Origin of the sequence: Amycolatopsis sp. WQ 127309, assembly GCF_023023025.1 — a bacterium.
GTDB lineage: Bacteria > Actinomycetota > Actinomycetes > Mycobacteriales > Pseudonocardiaceae > Amycolatopsis.
Genome location: NZ_CP095481.1, coordinates 5,931,199 through 5,955,189 on the forward strand (window position 1 = coordinate 5,931,199; position 23,991 = coordinate 5,955,189).

Consider the following 23,991-nt stretch of genomic DNA (forward strand, 5'->3'; position numbering starts at 1 on the left):
CTGCGCGAATACCTCAAGCGGGTCACCCGTGACCTGCAAGAGGCGCAGGACCGCTTGCGGCAGGCCGATGAGAAGGCCAGGGAGCCGATCGCGATCGTCGGGATGAGCTGCCGGTTCCCCGGCGGCGTCCGCAGCCCCGAAGACCTGTGGGACCTGCTGGCCGCCGGCGGCGACGCGATCGGCGGCTTCCCGGCCGACCGCGGCTGGGACCTGCCCGGGCTGTACCACCCGGATCCCGACCACGCGGGCACCTGCTACGTCCGCGAGGGCGGGTTCATCTCCGGCGCGGACCGCTTCGACGCCGGGTTCTTCGGGGTGTCGCCGCGGGAAGCCGTGGCGATGGACCCGCAGCAGCGGCTGCTGCTCGAGCTTTCGTGGGAAGCGTTCGAGCGCGCCGGGGTCGATCCGGACAGCGTGCGCGGCAGCCGGGCCGGGGTCTTCGTGGGCACCAACGGCCAGGACTACCAGGGTGTCGTGGACAACGTCGCCGACGAGATCGAGGGCTACCTGGCCACCGGCAACTCGGCCGCGGTGGTCTCCGGCCGGCTCGCCTACAGCTTCGGGCTCGAGGGCCCGGCCATGACGATCGACACCGCGTGCTCGGCGTCGCTGGTGGCGCTGCACCTCGCGGTCCAGGCGCTGCGCACCGGCGAGTGCTCGCTGGCGCTGGCCGGCGGTGTCACGGTGATGTCGACGCCCCGGGCGTTCGTCGAGTTCTCCCGCCAGCGCGGCCTTTCCCCGGACGGCCGCTGCAAGGCGTTCGCCGAGGGCGCCGACGGCACCGGCTGGGGCGAAGGCGTCGGCATGCTGCTCGTCGAGCGGCTCTCCGACGCCCAGCGGCTCGGCCACCCCGTGCTCGCGGTGATCCGCGGCAGCGCGATCAACCAGGACGGCGCCTCCAACGGCCTGACCGCGCCCAACGGCCCGTCGCAGCAGCGCGTGATCCGCCAGGCGCTGGGCAACGCGAAACTGCGTCCGTCCGATGTAGACACCGTCGAGGCGCACGGCACCGGCACGGTGCTCGGCGACCCGATCGAAGCGCAGGCGCTGCTGGCCACCTACGGCCAGGACCGGCCGGGCGACCCGCTGTGGCTCGGCTCGGTGAAGTCGAACATCGGCCACACCCAGGCCGCCGCCGGCGTGGCCGGCGTGATCAAGATGGTCAAGGCCCTCGAACACGGCGTGCTCCCGCAGACGCTGCACGTCGACCAGCCGTCGTCCCATGTGGACTGGAACGCGGGCGCGGTGTCGCTGCTCACCGAGCGGACGCCGTGGCCGGAGACCGGACGCGCCCGCCGCGGCGCGGTCTCCGCGTTCGGTGTCAGCGGCACGAACGCGCACATCATCCTGGAGCAGGCGCCCGACGCCGTTCCGGTGCCGGGCGAGCCGGGCCTGGTCGGCGGCGCCGTCCCGCTGGTGCTGTCCGGCCGCACGCCCGCCGCGCTGGCCGAGCAGGCCGCGCAGCTGCGCACCTACCTGACCCGCTACCCGGACGCCGACCTGACGTCGGTGGGCCGGGCGCTCGCGGTGTCGCGGGCGGCGCTGGAGCACCGGTCCGCGTTCCTGGCGGCTGATCACCAGGAAGCGCTTACCGCACTCGACGCGCTCGCTCGCGGCGAGCTCGGCACCGGAACCGCGCGCGGTGACGTCAAGTCCGTCTTCGTCTTCCCCGGCCAGGGCTCGCAGTGGGTCGGCATGGCCGTCGAGCTGATCGACGCGTCGCCGGTGTTCGCGGCGCGGATCGAGGAATGCGCGGCGGCACTGGCGTCCCATGTGGACTGGTCGCTGCTCGACGTCCTCCGGGGCGTCGAAGGCGCGCCCGGGTTCGACCGGGTGGACGTCGTCCAGCCGGTGCTGTGGGCGGTTATGGTCTCGCTGGCCGCGCTGTGGCGCGCGCACGGCGTCGAGCCGTCGGCCGTCGTCGGTCACTCGCAGGGTGAGATCGCGGCCGCGGTCGTCTCCGGTGGACTGTCCCTTGAGGATGGTGCCCTCGTCGTCGCGCTGCGCAGCAAGGCGATCCTCGCGCTGGCCGGCCGGGGCGGCATGGTGTCGGTGCCGCTCGGGCACGACGCCGTCGTCGAGCTGGTCGCGGCCTGGGACGGGCGCCTGTCGGTGGCCGCGGTCAACGGCCCGCGCTCCACCGTCGTCTCCGGCGACGCGGGCGCGGTGGACGAACTGGTCGTGCACTGCGCCGAGCGGGACGTCCGGGCCAAGAAGATCCCGGTCGACTACGCGTCGCACTCTGCGCACGTCGAGTCCCTGGAAACCGAACTCCTCGACCTGCTCGCGCCGATCCGGCCGCGTCAAGCCGACGTGCCGTTCTACTCGACGGTGACCGGCGAGCCGATCGACACCACCGGTCTCGACGCCCGGTACTGGTACGAGAACCTCCGCAACACCGTCCGGTTCGAACCGGTCACCCGGGAACTCCTCGCGCGCGGCCACTCCGTGTTCGTCGAGTGCAGCCCGCACCCGGTGCTCACCGTCGGCGTCCAGGACACGGCGGACGACTCCACTGTGGACGTGGCGGCCGTCGGGACGTTGCGCCGCAACGAAGGCGGCGCGGACCAGTTCCTCGGCGCGCTGACCCAAGCGCACATGCACGGCGCAACGCCCGACTGGGCGCAGACGTTCGGCGTGGTGCCCGCGCCGGAGCACGACCTGCCCACCTACCCGTTCCAGCGTGAGCGGTTCTGGCTGGAGGAGGACCCGGACGCCGTCGGGCCGGTCACCGTCTCCGAACCCGAGGCCCGGTTCTGGTCCGCGGTGGACTCCGGCGACATCGACGGGCTCGCGCGGACCCTCGCCGTGGACGACGGCGCTGTCGGGGCACTTCTGCCCGCCTTGTCGTCTTGGCGACGCCAGGAGCAGGAGCGGTCCGAACTGGACTCGTGGCGTTACCGCGTCACTTGGAAGCCGTTGCCGGAGAACAGAATCACGCCGGACGGAATTTGGCTCGCCATCGTCCCGGCCACCGGTGAAACCCCCGCGCTCGACGGCGTCACGGTCGTGCCGGTGGTCGTCGACGCCGCCACGATCGACCGCGCCACGCTGGCCGACCTGCTGCGCGACGCCTGCCCGGACGCCGTGCCGTCCGGTGTCCTCTCCTTCCTCGCGGCCGACGACCGGCCGCACCCCGAGTACCCCGCGGTGCCCGCGTTCGTGGCCGGCACGCTGACCCTCGTCCAGGCCCTCGGCGACGCCGGGATCGACGCTCCACTGTGGATCACCACGAACGGCGCGGTCTCGGTCGACCCGGCGGACGCGCTGACGCACCCGCACCAGGCCCTGCTGTGGGGCCTCGGCCGCGTCGTCGCCCAGGAGCACCCCCAGCGCTGGGGCGGCCTCGCCGACCTGGCCGGCGCCACCGACCTGCGCGGCCTCGCCGGCGTGCTCGCCGCGAGCGAGGGCGAGGACCAGGTCGCGTTGCGCGCGGCCGGGGCGTTCGCGCGCCGGCTCGTCCGCGACCCGAGCCACGCCCGGCCGCCGGCCACGCGGCAGTGGCGTCCCGAAGGAACAGTGCTGGTCACCGGCGGCACCGGGGCGCTCGGCGGGCACGTCGCCCGCTGGCTCGCCGGGGCCGGCGCCGAGCACATCCTGCTGACCAGCCGCCGGGGCCTCGACGCCCCGGGCGCGCCCGAGCTGCAGACGGAGCTCGTCGCGCTCGGCGCCCGCGTCACCACCGCGGCGTGCGACGTCGCCGACCGCGACGCGCTGGCGGCCCTGATCGCGTCCGTGCCCGACCTCAGTGCGGTGGTGCACACCGCGGCCGTGCTCGACGACAACATCCTCGACGAGCTGACCGTCGAGCAGTACGAGCGCACCCTGCGCGTCAAGGTCACCGCCGCGGTCAACCTCGACGAGCTGACCCGCGACCTCGACCTGTCCGCGTTCGTCCTGTTCTCCTCCTTCGCCGGCACGTTCGGTCTGGCCGGCCAAGGCAACTACGCGCCGGGTAACGCTTTCCTCGACGCGCTCGCCGAGCAGCGGCGCGCGCTCGGCCTGCCCGCGACGTCGCTCGCCTGGGGTCACTGGTCCGGCGGCGGCATGGCCGAGGGCGTCGTCGAAGAGGTCTTGCGCCGCCGCGGCAGCGCCGACATGGCGCCGGACGTCGCGATCGGCGCGGTCCAGCAGGCGCTGGACCACGACGACACGTTCCTGGCGATCGCGAACATCGACTGGGACAAGTTCGTGCCCGCGTTCAGCGCCGGCCGCGCCCGGCCGCTGATCAGCGAGATCCCGGAAGCGGCCGCGATACTGGCCGCCAAGCCGGCCGCCGCGGCCGAGGCCCCGACCGGGCTGGCCGCGCGCCTCGCCGGGCTGTCCGAAAAGGACCAGCACACGGCCGTGCTCGAGGTCGTGCTCGGCCAGGCGGCCGGGGTGCTCGGGCACGCGTCCGCCGACGCGATCGACGCCGGGCTGGCCTTCCGCGACCTCGGGTTCGACTCGCTGACCGCGGTCGACTTCCGCAACCGGATGACCGCGGCCACCGGGTTGAAGCTGCCCGCGACGCTGGTGTTCGACTACCCGACGGCCGACGTGCTGGCCCGTCACATCCGCGGCGAACTGGCCGGTGCCGCACCCGCTCCGACGACCGAAGTGGCCGTGGCCACCGCGACCGACGAGCCGATCGCCATCGTGGCGATGAGCTGCCGGTTCCCCGGCGGCGTCCGCAACCCGGACGACCTGTGGAACCTGGTCTCCGGTGGCGGCGACGCCATCGGGCCGTTCCCGGCCGACCGCGGCTGGGACCTGGCCGCCTTGTACGACGCCGACCCGGACGCGGCCGGCACCAGCTACGTCCGCGAAGGCGGTTTCCTCGACGGCGCCGCCGACTTCGACCCCGCGTTCTTCGGGATCAGCCCGCGCGAGGCGATGGCGATGGACCCGCAGCAGCGGCTGCTGCTGGAGACGTCCTGGGAAGCGGTCGAGCGTGCGGGCATCGACCCCGCGACGCTGCGGGGCAGCCGGTCGGGTGTGTTCGTCGGCCTGACCTACCACGACTACGGCACCCGGCTGCACGCGTCCGATGAGGACGTCGAGGGCTACTTCGGCACCGGCAACACCGCGAGCGTCGCGTCGGGCCGGATCTCCTACACACTGGGGCTCGAAGGCCCCGCGGTCACTGTGGACACCGCCTGTTCGTCCTCTTTGGTCGCTCTGCACCTCGCCGCGCAGGCGCTGCGCAACGGCGAGTGCGAGATGGCGCTCACCGGTGGCGTCGTGGTGATGTCGACGCCGGAGATGCTGGTCGAGTTCAGCCGGCAGCGCGGCCTGGCCGCCGACGGCCGCTGCAAGGCGTTCGGTGCGGCCGCCGACGGGTTCGGTTCCGGTGAGGGCATCGGCATGCTCGTGCTGGAGCGGCTGTCGGACGCCCGCCGCCACGGCCACCCGGTGCTCGCCGTGGTCCGCGGCAGCGCCGTCAACCAGGACGGCGCGTCCAACGGCCTCACCGCGCCCAACGGCCCGTCCCAGCAGCGCGTCATCCGCCAGGCGCTGACCTCGGCCGGACTGTCCACTTCGGACGTCGACGCCGTCGAGGCGCACGGCACGGGCACCTCACTGGGTGACCCGATCGAGGCGCAGGCCCTGATCGCCACCTACGGCGCCGACCGCACGGGTGACCCGCTGTGGCTCGGCTCGATCAAGTCCAACATCGGGCACACGCAGGCCGCCGCGGGTGTCGCCGGCGTGATCAAGATGGTCCTGGCGATGCGCCACGGCCTGCTCCCGCAGACCCTGCACGCCGACGAGCCGTCACCGCACATCGACTGGAGCGACGGCACGGTCGCGCTGCTCACCGAGGCCACGCCGTGGCCGGAGACCGGCCGGCCGCGCCGCGCGGGTGTGTCGTCGTTCGGCATCAGCGGGACGAACGCGCACGTCATCCTCGAGCAGGCCGACGAACCGGAGCCCGCCGAGGACGCCACGGCGCCGGCGATCGTGCCACTCACCCTCTCGGCCAAGACCGAGGACGCCCTATACGCGCTGGCCGGACGCCTGCACACGCACCTGACCGAACACCCGGACGTCGCACCGGCGGACGTCGCCGCGTCGCTGACCACACGGGCGCGGTTCGAGCACCGCGGAGTGGCCGCCGGTGCGGACCGGGCCGAACTCCTGGAAGGCCTGGCTGCGCTGGCCGCCGGGGCCGGTGTCTCCGGCACCGCCGCGACCGGCGGATCGGCGTTCCTGTTCAGCGGACAGGGCAGCCAGCGCGCCGGGATGGGACGCGAGCTGTACGACGCGTTCAGCGTCTTCGCCGACGCCTTGGACGAGATCTGCGCCGGGTTCGAGGCACACCTGGACCGGCCCCTGCGGATGGTCATGTTCGCCGACGCCGGTTCGCCCGACGCGGCCCTGCTCGACCAGACGAGCTACACCCAAGCGGCGCTGTTCGCGCTGGAAGTCGCGCTGTACCGGCTCTTCGAGCACTGGGGCGTGACGCCCGATCACCTGGTCGGCCACTCCATCGGCGAGCTGGCGGCCGCGCACGTCGCGGAGGTGCTGTCGCTCGCCGACGCCGTCAAGCTGGTCGCGGCGCGCGGCCGTCTCATGCAGGCGCTGCCGACCGGCGGTGCGATGGTCGCGATCCAGGCGACCGAGGCGGAGGTCGCGCCACACCTGTCGGGCCGGGTGGCCATCGCCGCCCTGAACGGTCCGACGTCGACCGTCATCTCGGGTGACGAGTCCGAGGTGCTGGCCGTCGCGGCGCAGTTCGCGGACCGCAAGACCAAGCGGCTGGTCGTGAGCCACGCGTTTCACTCGCCCCTGATGGACCCGATGCTGGACGAGTTCCGCGGTGTCGCCGAGTCGCTGACTTACGGTGTGCCGGTTGTCCCGATCGTCTCGAACGTCACCGGTGAACTGATCACCGAGTTCGACGCCGAGTACTGGGTCCGGCACGTCCGCGACGCGGTGCGTTTCCTCGACGGGATGCGGACCCTCGAAGCCGCCGGTGTCACGACTTACGTCGAGCTGGGCCCGGAAGGCGTGCTGTCGGCGATGGCCCAGGACTGCGTGGCCGGCGGCGTCTTCGCCGCGGCCACTCGCCGGGGCCGTCCCGAGCCGCAGGCCGCCGTCGCGGCGCTGGCCCAGGCGTACGTCCGCGGCGTGCCGGTGAGCTGGGACGCCGTCCTCGGCGGCGCCGGCACCCGCGTCGAGCTGCCCACCTATCCGTTCCAGCACCGGCGCTTCTGGCCGCGCGAGCGCGCGGTCGAACCGGCCGTCGACCCGATCGAGGCCGGCTTCTGGGCCGCGATCGAATCGGGTGACCTCGACACCGTCTCGGACACCCTGGACCTGCCCGCCGACGCCCTGACCGACCTCGTCCCGTCGCTGGCCGGCTGGCGCCGTCGCCGCCTCGCGGCGTCCACAGTGGACAACTGGCGGTACGGCACCGACTGGGCCCCGCTGAACCTCGACGGCCGTCTCACCGGTGACTGGCTGCTGCTCACCCCCGAAACCGCGCTCGACCTGGTCGACGACGTCGCGACCGCGTTGACCACGAACGGCGCGACCGTGCGCAAGATCGTGGTGACCGACCGCGACACCCTGGCCACACAGATCCGCGTCGCGCTCGCCGAAGCACCAGCCGCGGGCGTGCTTTCCCTGCTGCCCCTGGGCGACGCCGGTCTGCCGGACACGGTCGTGACTCTCCGGGCGCTTGCCGAGGCGGGCACCGAGCTGCGGCTCTGGACCGGCACGTCCGGGGCCGTCACCTGCGGCGAAGCCCTGCGCAGCGCCGACCAGGCCCAGGTCTGGGGCCTCGGCCGGGTCGCCGCGCTGGAACAGCCGCAGCGCTGGGCCGGCCTGCTCGACCTGCCCGGACGGCTCGACGCGCGGACCGGCACCCGGCTGGCCGCGGCGCTGGCCGGCGGCCACGACGAAGACCAGCTCGCGGTCCGGGACCACGGCGTCTTCGGCCACCGGATCGTCCGCGCGACCGGCGCCCCGGCCGCCGACTGGCAGCCCACCGGCACCGCGCTGATCACCGGCGGCACCGGCGCGCTCGGCGCCCGCGTGGCCCGCCACCTGGCCGGCCGCGGCATCGACCACCTCGTCCTGACCAGCCGCCGCGGCCTCGACGCGCCCGGCGCGGCCGACCTGCGCGACGAACTCACCGCGCTCGGCGTCTCCGTCAGCATCGCCGCCTGCGACGCGGCCGACCGCGACGCCCTCACCGAGGTCGTCGCCGCCATCCCGGCCGAGCACCCGCTCACCACCGTGGTCCACACCGCGGGGGTGCTCGACGACGGCGTCGTCGACTCGCTCGACGCCGACCGGTTCGCCACGGTCGCGCGGGCCAAGGTCACCGCCGCCGGGCACCTCGACGCGCTCACCCGCGACCGGCCCGTCACCGCGTTCGTGCTGTTCTCCTCGACTTCTGGGGTGTTCGGCGCGCCCGGCCAGGGCAACTACGCCGCGGCCAACGCCGGGCTCGACGCCCTCGCCGAACGCCGTCGCGCCGACGGCCTGCCCGCGACGTCCATCGCCTGGGGTGCCTGGGCGGGCAGCGGCATGGCCACCGACGACGGCGTCGCCGAACGCCTGCGGCGCACCGGTGTGCCGCAGATGGATCCGGAGCTGGCACTGTCCGCTTTGGACCGTGCGGTCACCTCGGACGCGGCGACGGTCTGCGTCGTCGACGTCGACTGGGCGAAGTTCGCGCCGGGCTTCACCGCCGCGCGGCCGAGCCCGCTCATCGGCGACCTCCCGGAGGTCCGCGCGCTGAAGTCCACAGTGGACGACACCCAGCCCGAGTCGCTCGCCGAGCGGATCGCCGGACTGCCCGAAACCGAGCGGCGGCTGCTGGTCGTCGACTTCGTCCGCGGCGGCGTCGCAGCCGTGCTCGGGCACGCCGGGATCGCCGACGTCCCCGAGAACAAGGCGTTCACCGAGCTCGGTTTCGACTCGCTCACCGCGGTCGAGCTGCGCAACCGCCTCACCGCGGCCACCGGCCTGACCCTGCCCTCGACCCTCGTCTACGACCACCCGACGCCCGCCGCGCTGGCCGGGCACCTGTGTGCGGAGCTGGCCGGCGAGACCGCCGGGGCGGTCGTCCGGGCGCACGCGGCCGAGGACGACGACCCGATCGCCATCGTCGCGATGAGCTGCCGGTACCCCGGCGGCATCCACTCGCCCGAGGACCTCTGGCGGATGATCGTCGACGGCCGCGACGCCGTCTCCGAACTGCCCGGCGACCGCGGCTGGGACTTCGACGCGCTGTTCGGCGACGGCCTGGGCGCGTCCGCCGCACGGCACGGTGCGTTCCTCTACGACGTCGCCGACTTCGACGCCGGGTTCTTCGGCATCTCGCCGCGCGAGGCGCTGGGCATGGACCCGCAGCAGCGGTTGCTGCTGGAGACGTCGTGGGAGGCTTTCGAGCGGGCCGGAATCGACCCGAAGTCGTTGCGCGGCCAGGAAATCGGCGTGTTCGCCGGGACCAACAGCCAGGACTACGCCACGCTGCTGCAGAGCTCCGGCGAGGACGTCGAGGGCTACCTGGCCACCGGGAACGCGGGCAGCGTGGTCTCCGGCCGGCTGTCCTACACCTTCGGCTTCACCGGCCCGGCGGTCACGGTGGACACCGCGTGCTCGTCTTCGCTGGTCGCACTGCACCTCGCCGCGCAGTCGCTGCGTTCGGGTGAGTGCTCGCTGGCCCTCGCCGGCGGTGTCGCCGTGATGGCGACGCCCACCACGTTCGTCGAGTTCTCGCGTCAGCGCGGCCTCGCCGAGGACGGCCGGGTCAAGGCGTTCGCCGCCGCGGCCGACGGCACGGGCTGGGGCGAAGGCGCCGGCATGCTCCTGCTGGAAAGGCTTTCCGACGCCCAGCGCCACGGTCACCAGGTGCTGGCCGTGGTGCGCGGCAGCGCGATCAACCAGGACGGCGCGTCCAACGGCATCACCGCCCCCAGCGGTCCGGCCCAGCAGCGCGTCATCCGCCAGGCCCTCGCCAACGCCGGACTGTCCACTTCGGACGTCGACGCCGTCGAGGCGCACGGTACCGGCACGACCCTGGGCGACCCGATCGAAGCGCAGGCGCTGATCGCCACCTACGGCACCGACCGCGAGACGCCGCTGTGGCTGGGCTCGGTCAAGTCGAACATCGGCCACACGCAGGCCGCCGCGGGTGTCGGCGGGATCATCAAGATGGTCGAGGCGATGCGCCACGGCGTGCTGCCCGCGACCTTGCACGTCGACGAGCCGACCCCGCACGTCGACTGGTCGGCCGGCACCGTCCGGCTGCTCACCGAGGCCACGGCCTGGCCGGAGACCGGCCGCCCGCGCCGCGCCGGCGTCTCGTCGTTCGGGTTCAGCGGCACCAACGCGCACACGATCATCGAGCAGGCCCCTGAAACCACGCCGGAACCCGCCGCGGAAACGCTGCCCACTCTCGTGCCGGTGGTGGTGTCCGGTGCGGACGAAGACGGTCTCCGCGCCCAGGCGCGTCGGTTGGCCGCGCACTTCGACGAATTCGAGCCGGCCGAAGCCGCTGCCGCGCTCGCCGTCACCCGTTCCGCGCTGGAGCACCGCGCCGGATTCCTGGCGACGAGCCGGGAGGACCTGCTGGCCGGGCTCGCCGCCGTCGCCCGGGGCGAGGGCGCCCACGGCACCGCGACCGGCGGTGGCCTCGCGTTCCTGTTCACCGGACAGGGCAGCCAGCGGTTCGGTATGGGCCGGGAGCTGCACGAGACCTACCCGGTGTTCGCGGCCGCGTTCGACGAGATCCGCGCTGAGTTCGACTTCGACCTCGATGGCGGCGACCTCGACCAGACGCAGTACGCCCAGGCGAACCTGTTCGCGCTGGAAGTGGCGTTGTTCCGGCTCTTCGAGTCCTGGGGCGTGCGGCCGGACTTCCTCGCCGGGCACTCCATCGGCGAGCTGGCCGCGGCCCACGTCGCGGGTGTGTTCTCGCTGGCCGACGCGGTGAAGCTGGTCTCGGCTCGCGGCCGTCTCATGCAGGCACTGCCGACCGGCGGGGCCATGGTCGCGATCCAGGCGACCGAGGACGAGATCACGCCGTTCCTGTCGGACGCGGTCAGCATCGCGGCCCTGAACGGCCCTGGCTCGACAGTCGTTTCCGGCGACGAGGACGCCGTCCTGGCCCTCGTGGCGCGGTTCGAAGGCCGCAAGACCAAGCGGCTCACCGTGAGCCACGCGTTCCATTCCCCCCGCATGGACGCCATGCTCGACGACTTCCGCGCGGTGGCGGAAACCGTGACGTTCCACGCGCCGCGCATCCCCGTCGTGTCCACTGTGTCCGGTGAGCTGGCGACCGGCCTGACCGACCCGGGTTACTGGGTGAACCAGGTCCGCGGCACGGTCCGATTCCTCGACGCGATGCGCACACTCGCCACCCGCGGCGTGACGACGTTCCTCGAACTCGGCCCCGAGGGCGTGCTGACCGCGGCGGGCCAGGACTGCGTGACCGGCGACTTCACCGCGACCCTGCGCGGCGGTCGCGCCGAGACTGCGTCGGTGCTGACCGCGCTGACCGAGGTCCACATCCACGGCGCCGACGTCGACTGGGCCTCGGTGTTCGCAGGCGTCCCGACGCGGCGCGTCACACTGCCGACGTATGCCTTCCAGCGACGGCGCTACTGGCCGGAGCAGCCGGCCGCCGTCGTCACGACGACGTCGGCGAGCCCGGCCGAAGCCGAGTTCTGGACGGCGGTCGAGAACGCCGACTTCGCCGCCGTGACCGGCACCCTCGCCCTGGATGGTGACCAGCCGCTCAGCACCGTGCTGCCCGCGCTCTCCGCGTGGCACCGGCAACAGCGCGCCGAGTCCGTTGTGGACGGATGGCGCTACCGCGTCGCCTGGCAGCCGGTGACCGACCTCGCGGCGCCCGTGCTGCGCGGCACGTGGCTGGTCGTCGGCGACGCGGAGCACCCGCTGTGCGGGGCGCTCACCCGCGCCGGGGCCGACGTCGTCGTCACCGACGGCGAGATCCCCGAGGAAATCGCTTTCGACGGCGTTGTCTCGCTGCTCGGCACCGACGACGAGCCGCACCCCGAGCACCCGGGCGTCACGCTCGGCGCCGCCGCGAACCTCACGCTGGTCCGCGCGCTCGGCGAGGCCGGCATCGACGCTCCCTTGTGGATGGTGACGCGCGGCGCGGTCTCGACCGGCCGCGCCGACGTCCTCGGCTCGGCGTCCCAGGCGCTCGTCTGGGCCATCGGCCAGGTCGCCGGCCTGGAGCTGCCGCACCGCTGGGGCGGCCTGCTCGACCTGCCGGCCGAGCTGGACGACCGGGCGCTCGCCCGGGTCGCCGGCGCGCTGGCCGGCACCGAAGACCAGGTCGCGGTCCGCGGCTCCGGCGTCTACGTGCGCCGGCTCGTGCCCGCACCGCTGCCGGCCGGCGTCACGTCGTGGACCCCGCGCGGCACCGTGCTCATCACCGGAGGCACCGGCGCACTGGGTGCCGAGGTCGCCCGCTGGGCGGCCGCGGGTGGCGCGGAACGGCTGGTGCTGACCAGCCGTTCCGGACTCGCCGCACCGGGCGCTGAAGCACTGCGCGACGAACTCGCCGAGTCCGGTGTGGACGTCGTGGTCGCCGCGCTGGACGTCACCGATCGTGACGCCCTGGCCGCGCTCGTCGCCGAGTACCCGGTCGACGCCGTCGTGCACGCGGCCGGCGTCGAATGGGCGACACCACTGGACACTGTGGACGTCGCCGGGTTCGCCGAGGTGCTGTCCGCCAAGGTGACCGGCGCCGCCAACCTGGACGCCGTGCTCGGAACGTCCGAACTGGACGCCTTTGTGCTCTTCTCGTCGATCTCGGGCATCTGGGGCTCGGGTGGGCAGGCCGCCTACGCGGCGGCGAACGCCTACCTCGACGCCCTCGCCCAGGCTCGGCGGGCGCGTGGGCTCGCCGCCACCGCCGTGGCGTGGGGCCCGTGGGCCGGTGGTGGCATGGCCGCCCGCGGCGACGCGATCGACCAGCTGCGCCGCCGCGGCCTCGAGCCTCTCGCGCCGGCCTCGGCGATCGCCGCCCTCGGCCGTGCGGTCGGTGCGGACGAGACCGCGGTCGTGGTCGCCGACGTCGACTGGGCCAAGTTCGCCCCGGCGTTCACCGCGGCCCGGCCGCGGCCGCTGCTGGACGGCGTGCCCGAGGTGCGCCGTGTGCTCGCGGAATCCACCGTGGACACGTCGTCCGCCGATGTCTCCGAGCTGGCCGGCCGGCTGGCCGGGCAGGGCGAGGCCGAGCGGGACCGCCTGCTCGTCGACCTGGTCCGGACCGAGGCCGCCGCGGTGCTCGGCCACATCGGCACCGACGCGGTCGTGCCCGGCCGCGCGTTCAAGGAACTCGGGTTCGACTCGCTGACCGCCGTCGAGCTGCGCAACCGGCTCACCGCGGCGACCGGCATCCGGCTGCCCGCGACGCTGGTGTTCGACTACCCGAACGCGACCGTCCTGGCCGGGCACCTGCGCACCGAACTCACCGGTGGCCAGGAAACCGCCGGCGCCGACGTCGTGTCCGACATGCGCACTGTGGCGGACGACCCGATCGCTATCGTGGCCATGAGCTGCCGGTATCCCGGTGGCGTCCGGTCGCCGGAGGAGCTGTGGCGCCTCGTCGCCGACGGCGTCGACGCGATCGCGGACTTCCCGGCCGACCGCGGCTGGGACCTGGGCGCGCTGTTCGACCCGGACCCGGACAACACCGGCACCAGCTACGCCCGCACCGGCGGCTTCCTCGACGGCGTCGACCGCTTCGACGCGGCGTTCTTCGGGATCAGCCCGCGTGAAGCGCTCGCCATGGACCCGCAGCAGCGGCTGCTGCTCGAGACGACCTGGGAGGCCTTCGAACGGGCCGGCATCGACCCGCACGCGGTGCGCGGCAGCCGGACCGGCGTCTTCGCCGGGACAAACCTGCAGGACTACGGCACGCTGCTGACCGGACAGCCCGGCCTCGAAGGGCACCTGGCCACCGGCAACGCCGCCGCGGTCGTGTCCGGCCGGCTGTCCTACACCTTCGGGCTCGAAGGCCCGGCGGTCACGGTGGACACGGCGTGCTCGTCGTCGCTGGTCGCGCTGCACCTCGCGGCGCAGGCCCTGCGGGCGGGCGAGTGCTCGCTCGCCCTGGCGGGCGGTGTGGTCGTCATGTCGACACCAAACGCGTTCATCGAGTTCTCCCGTCAGCGCGGGCTGGCCGAGGACGGCCGGTGCAAGCCGTTCGCCGAGGCCGCCGACGGCACCGGCTGGGGTGAAGGCGTCGGCATGCTCCTGCTGGAGCGGCTGTCCGACGCCCAGCGCAACGGCCACCCGGTCCTGGCGATCGTGCGCGGAAGCGCGATCAACCAGGACGGCGCGTCCAACGGTCTCACCGCGCCCAACGGGCCCGCGCAGCAACGCGTGATCCGGCAGGCGCTGACCAGTGCCGGTCTGTCCACTTCGGACGTCGATGCGGTCGAAGGTCACGGCACCGGCACGACGCTGGGTGACCCGATCGAAGCGCAGGCGCTGCTGGCCACCTACGGTCAAGGGCGGACCGAGCCGCTGTTGCTGGGCTCGCTCAAGTCCAACATCGGCCACACCCAGGCCGCGGCCGGTGTCGGCGGAATCATCAAGATGGTCCAGGCGATGCAGCACGGGCTGCTGCCGAAGACGCTGCACGTCGACGCGCCGTCGTCCAAGGTGGACTGGGCGTCGGGCGCGGTCGAGCTGCTGACGGATTCGCGCGCATGGCCGGCGGTGGACCGGCCGCGACGCGCCGCGGTGTCGTCGTTCGGCATGAGCGGCACGAACGCCCACGTCGTTCTCGAGCAGGCGCCCGAGGTCGTCGAGGCGGAGCGGGTGCCCGCCGGGGAACCGGCACCGTGGGTGCTCTCCGCCCGCGACGCCGACGCCCTGCGTGACCAGGCGATCCGCCTCCACGCGCAGCTCGACGGCGTGGACTGGGAGCCGGCCGACGTCGCGTTCTCGCTCGCCACGTCCCGCGCCCGGCACGAGCACCGCGCGGTGCTGACCGGGGACCGGGCCGAACTGCTCGCCGCCCTCGGCGCGCTGGGCCGCGGCGAACCCGCCGCCCAGCTGGTGACCGACGTCGTCGCCGACGGCTCGACCGCGTTCCTGTTCACCGGCCAGGGCAGCCAGCGGGCCGGGATGGGCCGCGAGCTGTACGCGGCGTTCCCGGTGTTCGCGGATGCGCTGGACGCGGTGTGCGCCGAGTTCGACACGCACCTGGATCGTCCACTCCGGACGGTCGTCTTCGAGGACTCCGCTCTGCTCGACCAGACGGCCTACACCCAGGCCGCGCTGTTCGCGGTCGAGGTGGCGCTGTTCCGGCTGCTGGAGAGCCTGGGCCTTCGGCCGGACTTCCTGGTCGGCCACTCGATCGGCGAGCTGGCGGCGGCGCACGTCTCGGGCGTGCTGTCGCTGTCCGACGCCGTCACGCTGGTCGCCGCGCGGGGCCGCCTGATGCAGGCGCTGCCGACCGGCGGTGCGATGGTGGCGATCCAGGCCACCGAGGACGAGATCACGCCACACCTCTCGGACCGGGTGGCCATCGCCGCCCTGAACGGCCCGACCTCGACCGTCATCTCCGGCGACGAGGCTGAAGTGCTGGCCGTCGCCGCGCAGTTCACGGACCGCAAAACCAAGCGGCTGACCGTCAGCCACGCGTTCCACTCACCGCTGATGGACCCGATGCTCGATGAGTTCCGCGGTATAGCGGAGTCTCTGTCTTACGGTAAGACGGTTATACCGATCGTCTCGAACGTCACCGGTGAGCTGGTGACCGAGTTCGACGCCGAATACTGGGTGCGGCATGTGCGCGAGGCGGTCCGGTTCGTCGACGGCATGCGGACCCTGGCCGGCCAGGGCGTGACGAGGTTCGTCGAACTGGGCCCGGACGGCGTCCTGTCCGCGCTCGGCCAGGACTGCCTGGACGAGCCCGCCGTGTTCACCGCCGTCCTGCGCGGCGACCGGCCGGAACGCCGGACCCTGCTCACCGCCCTGGCCACGGCCTACACCCACGGCGCGGACGTCGACTGGGCCGCGCTGACCACCGGCGCGCGCCGGATTACCCTGCCCACCTACGCCTTCCAGCGGACCCGCTTCTGGCCGACCCGCTTCTGGCCGACGCCCACCGCGTCGAGCCGGGGCGCCGCTGCCGGGCTGGGCCTGGACGCGGCCGGGCACCCGATGCTCGGCGCGGCCGTGTCGCTGGCCGGCGGGGACGGCGTGCTGTTCACCAGCAGGCTGTCGACGCTGACCCACCCGTGGCTGGCCGACCACGCCGTGCACGGCACCGTGCTCGTGCCCGGCACCGGCCTGGTCGAGCTGGCCGTCCGCGCCGGGGACCAGGTCGGCTGTGACCACCTCGAAGAACTCACCCTGCAGGCTCCGCTGGTGCTGCCCGCTGACGGCGGTGTGCAGCTGCAGGTCACCGTGGGTGAGCCGGATGCGGACGGCCGCCGGGAGGTGACCGTCCACTCGCGACCGGAGGGCACGACGTTCGGCCACCCGTGGACGACGCACGCCACCGGTCTGCTCGGCACCGCCGTCGCGACACCGCCCGCCGAGCTGGCCGAATGGCCACCGACCGGGGCAACAGAACTGGAGACGGCACGGCTCTACGACGACCTCGCCGGAGCCGGTTTCGGCTACGGCCCGGCGTTCCGCGGCCTGCGTTCCGCGTGGCAGCTCGGCGACGACGTCTACGCCGAGGTCACCCTTGAGTCCGAAGTGGACGAATCGTTCGGGCTGCACCCGGGGCTGTTCGACTCGGTGCTGCACGCGATCGGCCTGAGCGGCCGGCTCACCGGCGAGGGCACGGGCATCCCGTTCGCCTGGACCGACGTCACCCTGCACGCCTCGGGCGCGTCCGCGCTGCGGGCCAAGCTGTCCCCGGCCGGCAGCGGCGTCTCGCTGGAACTGTTCGACGCCGCCGGGCGGCCGGTCGCGACGGTCGGCTCGCTCGTGCTGCGCCCGGTCTCGGCCGACGCGCTCGACACCGCCCGGACCGAGTCGATGTTCCGCCTGGAGTGGACGCCGGTCCAGCCGTCCGGAACGGCCGAGATCGGCCACCTCGACCGGCTCGGCGACAACCGGCCGGAGTTCGTACTGGCCACCGTGGACGCCGAGGACTCGGCGGCCGGAGCGCACGAAGCCGCGCACCGGGCCCTGGCGCTTGTCCAGGAGTGGATCGACGGCACCGACGAGGCAAAGCTCGTGCTGGTCACCCACGGAGCGGTCGCCGTCCGGCCGGAGGACGACGTCCCCGGCCTGGCCGCCGCCACCGTGTGGGGCCTGGTCCGGTCGGCGCAGTCGGAGAACCCGGACCGCCTGGTCCTGCTGGACACCGACGACAACTCAGCCGAAGCCGTGGCGGCTGCCCTGGGGACCGGCGAACCGCAGCTCGCTCTGCGTGCGGGGGAGACGTACGTCCCGCGCCTGGCGCGTGCCGCGCTCCCGGTGACCGAAGAGTCCACTATGGACGTCAACGGCACGGTGCTCGTCACCGGCGGTACCGGCGCGCTCGGCTCGCTGTTCACCCGCCACCTCGTCACCCACCACGGCGCGCAGCACCTGCTGCTGCTCAGCCGTCGCGGCGGCGCCGCCGAAGGCGCGGACGCCCTCGCGGCGGAACTCACCGAACTGGGCGCCGAAGTCCGGTTCGCGGCCTGCGACGCTGCGGACCGCGACGCCCTCGCCGCGGTCCTCGCGGCGATCCCGGCCGAGCACCCGCTGACCGCCGTCGTGCACACCGCCGGTGTGCTCGACGACGGCGTCGTCGGCACGCTCACCCCCGAACGGGTCGACACCGTGCTGCGGCCGAAGGTCGACGCGGCGCTCAACCTGCACGAACTCACCACGGACCTGTCCGCGTTCGTGCTGTTCTCCTCGGCCTCCGGCGTGTTCGGCGCCGCCGGCCAGGCGAACTACGCGGCCGCCAACGTGTTCCTCGACTCCCTGGCCGCGCGCCGTCGCGTCGCCGGACAGCCGGCGACGTCGCTGGGCTGGGGCCTGTGGGCCGACGGCGGCAGCATGGCCGGCGGGCTCGGCGAGGCGGACCGGCGGCGGATGAACCGCGCCGGCGTCGCCGCGCTGACCGCGGACGAGGGCGTCGCGCTGTTCGACGCCGCGCTCGCGTCCGGCGAGGCCGCGCTGGTCCCGATGCGGATGGACGCCGCCGCCCTGCGCGACCCGGGCACCACGGTGCCTGCCGTACTGCGCGGCCTGGTCCGGACCACCACCCGCCGGGTGGTGACGGCCGAGACCGTCGCGAGTGGTTCGGCGCTGGCCGACCGTCTGTCCACTATGGATGAGGCGGAACGCGAGCGCACCCTGCTCGGCGTGGTCCGCCAGACCGTCGCGGCCGCTCTTGGCTACGACTCGGCCGACGCCGTGGACGCCGGGAAGGCGTTCAAGGAGCTCGGCTTCGACTCACTGACTTCGGTCGACCTGCGCAACCGCCTCAACACGGCGACCGGTCTGCGGCTGCCCGCGACCCTGGTGTTCGACTACCCGAACGCGACCACCCTCGCCGCGCACCTGCGCACCGAGCTGCTCGGCTCGGCCGAGCCGGTCGCCGTGGCGCCGGTCCGGGCGGTGGACGTCGACGAGCCGATCGCCATCGTGGCGATGAGCTGCCGGTACCCCGGCGGCATCCGCGGGCCGGAGGACCTGTGGCGGCTGGTGTCGACCGGCGCCGACGCGATCTCGCCGTTCCCGGTCAACCGCGGCTGGGACCTGGAGAAACTGTTCCACCCCGAGCCCGGCCACAGCGGCACGAGCTACGCCCGCGAGGGCGGGTTCCTGCACGAGGCGGACGAGTTCGACGCCGAGTTCTTCGGCATCTCCCCGCGTGAGGCCCTCGCGATGGACCCGCAGCAGCGGCTGCTGCTGGAGACGTCGTGGGAGGTCTTCGAACGCGCCGGCATCGCGCCGGAGTCGTTGCGGGGCAGCCGGACCGGCGTGTTCGCCGGGTTGATGTACCACGACTACGCCGCACGCCTGCCGGAGATCCCGGAGGAGGTCGAGGGTTACCTCGGCACCGGCAACGCGGGCAGTGTCCTTTCCGGACGGCTGGCCTACACCTTCGGGCTCGAAGGCCCGGCCGTCACGGTGGACACCGCGTGCTCGTCTTCGCTGGTGGCGCTGCACCTCGCGGCGCAGGCCCTGCGCAACGGCGAGTGCGAAATGGCCCTGGCCGGCGGTGTCACGGTGATGTCGACGCCGACGACGTTCGTCGACTTCTCCCGCCAGCGCGGCCTCGCCGCCGACGGCCGGTGCAAGTCGTTCGCCGAGGCGGCGGACGGCACCGGCTGGTCCGAGGGCGCCGGCCTCCTGCTGCTGGAACGGCTTTCCGACGCCCGCCGCAACGGCCACCAGGTCCTCGCGGTGGTGCGCGGCAGCGCGATCAACCAGGACGGTGCGTCCAACGGCCTGACCGCACCGAACGGCCCGTCGCAGCAACGCGTGATCCGCCAGGCGCTCGCCTCCGCCGGACTGTCCACTTCGGACGTCGACGCCGTCGAGGCGCACGGCACCGGCACCACCTTGGGTGACCCGATCGAGGCCCAGGCGCTGCTGGCCACCTACGGCGCCGGCCGCACCGGTGACCCGTTGTACCTCGGCTCGATCAAGTCCAACATCGGGCACAGCCAGGCCGCCGCGGGTGTCGCCGGGATCATCAAGATGGTCATGGCCATGCGGCACGGCGAGCTGCCGGCCACCCTGCACGTCGACGAGCCCTCGCGGCACGTCGACTGGGAAGCGGGCGCGGTCGAGCTGCTCGCCGAGCGGACGCCCTGGCCGGAGACCGGACGGCCGCGGCGCGCCGCGGTGTCGTCCTTCGGCATCAGCGGCACCAACGCGCACACGATCATCGAGCAGGCACCGGACTTCGCCGAGCCGATCGTGGGGGAGACGCCCGCGATCGCCACGCCGTTCGTGCTGTCGGCGCGGGACGCGGACTCCCTGCGCGAGCAGGCGTCGCGCCTGCACGCCGTCGCCGCGGAGCAGGACGCGCTCGACGTGGCCCACTCGCTGGTGACCACGCGCAGCCGGATGCCGCTGCGTGCGGTGGTGTCCGGTGTGGACCGTGACGAGCTGCTGCGCGGCCTGGCCGCGCTGGCCGCCGGTGAAGCCGGCGGTGTCGTGACGGGTGCGGTGTCGCCGGGTTCGGTGGCGTTCCTCTTCACCGGACAGGGCAGTCAGCGGCTCGGCATGGGCCGTGAGCTGTACGAGACCTACCCGGTGTTCGCCGAGGCGTTCGACGAGATCCGCGCCGCGTTCGACTTCGACGTGGCCTTCGACACCGACGAACTGCACCAGACCCAGCACACCCAGGCGGCCCTGTTCGCCCTGGAAGTGGCCCTGTTCCGGCTCTTCGAGCACTTCGGTGTCCGGCCGGACTATCTGACCGGGCACTCGATCGGCGAGCTGGCCGCGGCGCACGTCGCCGGCGTCTTCTCCCTGGAAGACGCGGTCAAGTTGGTGTCGGCGCGAGGACGTCTCATGCAGGCGCTGCCGACCGGCGGCGCGATGGTCGCGATCCAGGCGACCGAAGACGAGATCACGCCACACCTCTCGGACTTGGTGAGCATCGCCGCGCTCAACGGTCCGATGTCGACGGTGATCTCCGGTGACGAGGACGCCGTGCTGGCGGTCGCGGCGCACTTCGCGGACCGCAAGACCAAGCGGCTCACGGTGAGCCACGCGTTCCACTCGCCGTTGATGGACCCGATGCTCGAGGAGTTCCGCGCGGTCGCGGAGACGCTGACGTTCGCCGAACCGCGCATCCCGATCATGTCCACTGTGGACGGCGACCCGACGTCGCCGGGCTACTGGGTGAACCAGGTCCGCGGCGCCGTCCGGTTCCTCGACGCGGTGCGCACGCTGGAAAGCCGCGGTGTCACGACGTTCGTCGAGCTGGGCCCGGACGGTGTGCTGTCCGCGCTCGGCCAGGAGATCGTCCCGGCCGCGACGTTCGTCCCGGCCCTGCGCAAGGGACGGTCCGAACCGGACACTCTGCTCACCGCGTTGGCCGAGGCCGACGTCCGCGGCGCCGACGTCGACTGGACGCGGCTGTGGGCCGGCTCGGGGGCACGCACGATCGACCTCCCGACCTACGCCTTCCGCCGTCGCCGCTACTGGCTGCACAGCGCGGCGTCCGCCGCGGACGCCTCCGGCCTCGGGCTCGGCAAGGCCGACCACCCGCTGCTGGGCGCGTCGGTCGAGCTGGCCGAAGGCGACGGCCTGGTCTTCACCGGGCGGCTCTCCGCGCAGGCGCACCCGTGGCTGGCCGAGCACGCGGTGCACGGCATCACCGTGCTGCCGGGGACGGCCTTCGTCGAGCTCGCGATCCGCGCGGGCGACGAGGTCGGCTGCGACCGCCTCGAAGAGCTGACGCTCGAAGCGCCGTTGGTCATCCCTGCGCAGGGCGGCGTCGCCGTCCAGATCACCGTCGGCGCGGCCGACGCGTCCGGGCGCCGAACTTTGTCCGTCCACTCGCGACCGGACGGCGAACCGTGGGTCCGCCACGCCGGCGGTGTGCTCGCCGCGACCGGCGCCCCGATCCCGGCGACCCCGGCCGAGTGGCCGCCCGCCGGCGCCGAGGCCGTCGACGTCACCGAGCTGTACGACGGCCTGCAGTCGGCCGGCCTGGCCTACGGCCCGCTGTTCCAGGGCCTGACCGCGGCTTGGCGCCGCGGTACAGAGGTGTTCGCCGAGGTCAGCCTGCCCGAGGACGTCGAACTGTCCGGGTTCGGCTTGCACCCGGCCCTGCTCGACGCGGCCCTGCACGGCATCGGCCTCGGCGCCCTCCCGGCCGAGGGCGGCGCGCGCCTGCCGTTCGTCTGGTCCGGCGTCTCGCTGCACGCATCCGGTGCTCGGGCGCTGCGCGTCCACCTCGCCGCGACCGGTGCCGAGGCGGTGTCGGTGCACGTCGCCGACCCGGCCGGGGCGCCGGTGTTCTCGGCCGACTCCCTGATGCTGCGGCCGGTTTCCGCTGGTCAGCTCGCCGGCGGGGTGGCACGAAGCTCGCTGTTCCAGCTCGAATGGACCACCGTCCTCAGGCCCGAAACGGCCGTCCCGGACGGCTGGCCGGAAGCCGACGGCTTCGTCGTCGAGCCGGTCACCGACGCCGCGTCCGCGCTCGCCGTGGTCCAGACGTGGTTGCCGACCGAGAAGACGGTCGTCGTCGTGACCCGCGACGCCGACCCGGCCGCCGCGGCGGCCCACGGCCTGGTCCGCTCGGCGCAGGCCGAGCACCCGGGCCGGTTCGTCCTGGTCGACCTGGACGCGGCCGCCGGTCCCGCGGAGCTGCACGCTGCGGTGGCCACCGGCGAACCGCAGATCGCGGTCCGTGACGGCGTGCTCACCGTGCCGCGTCTCGCGCGGGCCGCACTGTCCGAAACGGACGTCCACTTCGGAGACGGCACGGTCCTGGTCACCGGCGGTACCGGTGCGCTCGGCGCGTTGTTCGCCGAGCACCTGGTCACCCGGTACGACGTCCGGGACCTGCTGCTCACCAGCCGTCGTGGTGCGGACGCGCCCGGCGCGGCCGAGCTGGCGACGCGCTTGCGTGAACTCGGCGCCGACGTGACGATCGCCGCCTGCGACGTCGCCGATCGTGATGGCCTTGCCAATCTGCTGTCCGAACACCGCGTGACCGCGGTGGTGCACAGCGCGGGCGTCCTCGACGACGGCCTCGTCGAATCCCTCACCCCCGAACGACTCGCTACTGTGCTGGCCGCCAAGGCGGACGCGGCGCAGAACCTGCACGACCTGACCACCGACCTCGACGCGTTCGTCCTGTTCTCCTCGGTCGCCGGCACGTTCGGCGGCGCGGGCCAGGCGAACTACGCCGCGGCCAACGCCTACCTCGACGCGCTCGCCGAGCAACGGCGCACGGCCGGGCAGCCGGCGACGTCCCTGGCCTGGGGCCTGTGGGACGGCGGCATGGCGGGCAACCTCAGCGAAGCCGACGTCGCCCGGCTGGTCCGGGCCGGCACCGCACCACTGTCCACTGAGGACGGCGTGGCGCTGTTCGACGCCGCGCTGGCCGCGGACCGCGCGGTCCTGCTGCCGGTGCACCTCGACCCGGCGGCCATCCGCGCCGCCACCGGTGAGATTCCGCCGCTGCTGCGTGGCCTGGTCCGCGCACCGGCGCGGCGGGTCGCGGCGACGACCGGCGCGGCCGGAGCGTTCGCCGACACCCTGTCCGGGCTGGCCGCCGACGAGCAGCGTGACCGGCTGCTGACGCTGGTCCGCGGCGAGGTCGCGGGCGTGCTCGGCTACGACTCGGGCGACGAGGTCGACCCGGCCAAGGCGTTCCGCGAGGCCGGTTTCGACTCGCTGACCGCGATCGAGCTGCGCAACCGCCTGCACACGGCCACCGGCCTGCGGCTGCCTGCGACGCTGGTGTTCGACTACCCGACACCGGACGCGCTCGCCGGCCACGTCCACACCGAACTGTTCGGCGGCCAGGAGGCCGTCGAGGTCGTCGCGGCCACCGGCTCCGACGACCCGATCGCGATCGTCGCGATGAGCTGCCGGTACCCCGGCGGCGTCACGACCCCCGAGCAGCTGTGGGACCTCGTCGCCGCCGGCGGCGACGCCATCACGACGTTCCCGGACAACCGCGGCTGGGACCTCGACGGGCTGTACCACCCGGACCCCGACCACCTCGGCACCAGCTACTCGCGCGAAGGCGGGTTCCTGCACGACGCGGGCGGCTTCGACCCGGTGTTCTTCGGGATCTCGCCGCGCGAAGCCGTCACGATGGATCCGCAGCACCGGTTGCTGCTGGAGACGTCCTGGGAGGCCTTCGAGCGCGCCGGTATCGCGCCAGAAGCGTTGCGCGGCAGTAAGACCGGCGTCTTCGCCGGCGTGATGTACCACGACTACTCCGCGCTGCTCGACGGCGCGGACGAGGACTACGAGGGCCACCTCGGCACCGGCAACGCGGGCAGTATCGCCTCCGGCCGGGTCGCCTACACCTTCGGGCTCGAGGGCCCGGCGGTCACTGTGGAC

The 23,991-nt window shown here is 73.6% G+C and carries 1 protein-coding gene (only partly in view); it reads left to right on the top strand.

The window, feature by feature from the left end:
* Nucleotides 1-23,991, top strand: partial view of a type I polyketide synthase gene (locus MUY22_RS27905; protein ID WP_371827691.1) — the 5' portion only. It continues 23,250 nt past the right edge of the window; only the first 23,991 of its 47,241 coding nucleotides appear in the window; it begins with the start codon at nucleotides 1-3; its stop codon lies off the right edge, out of view.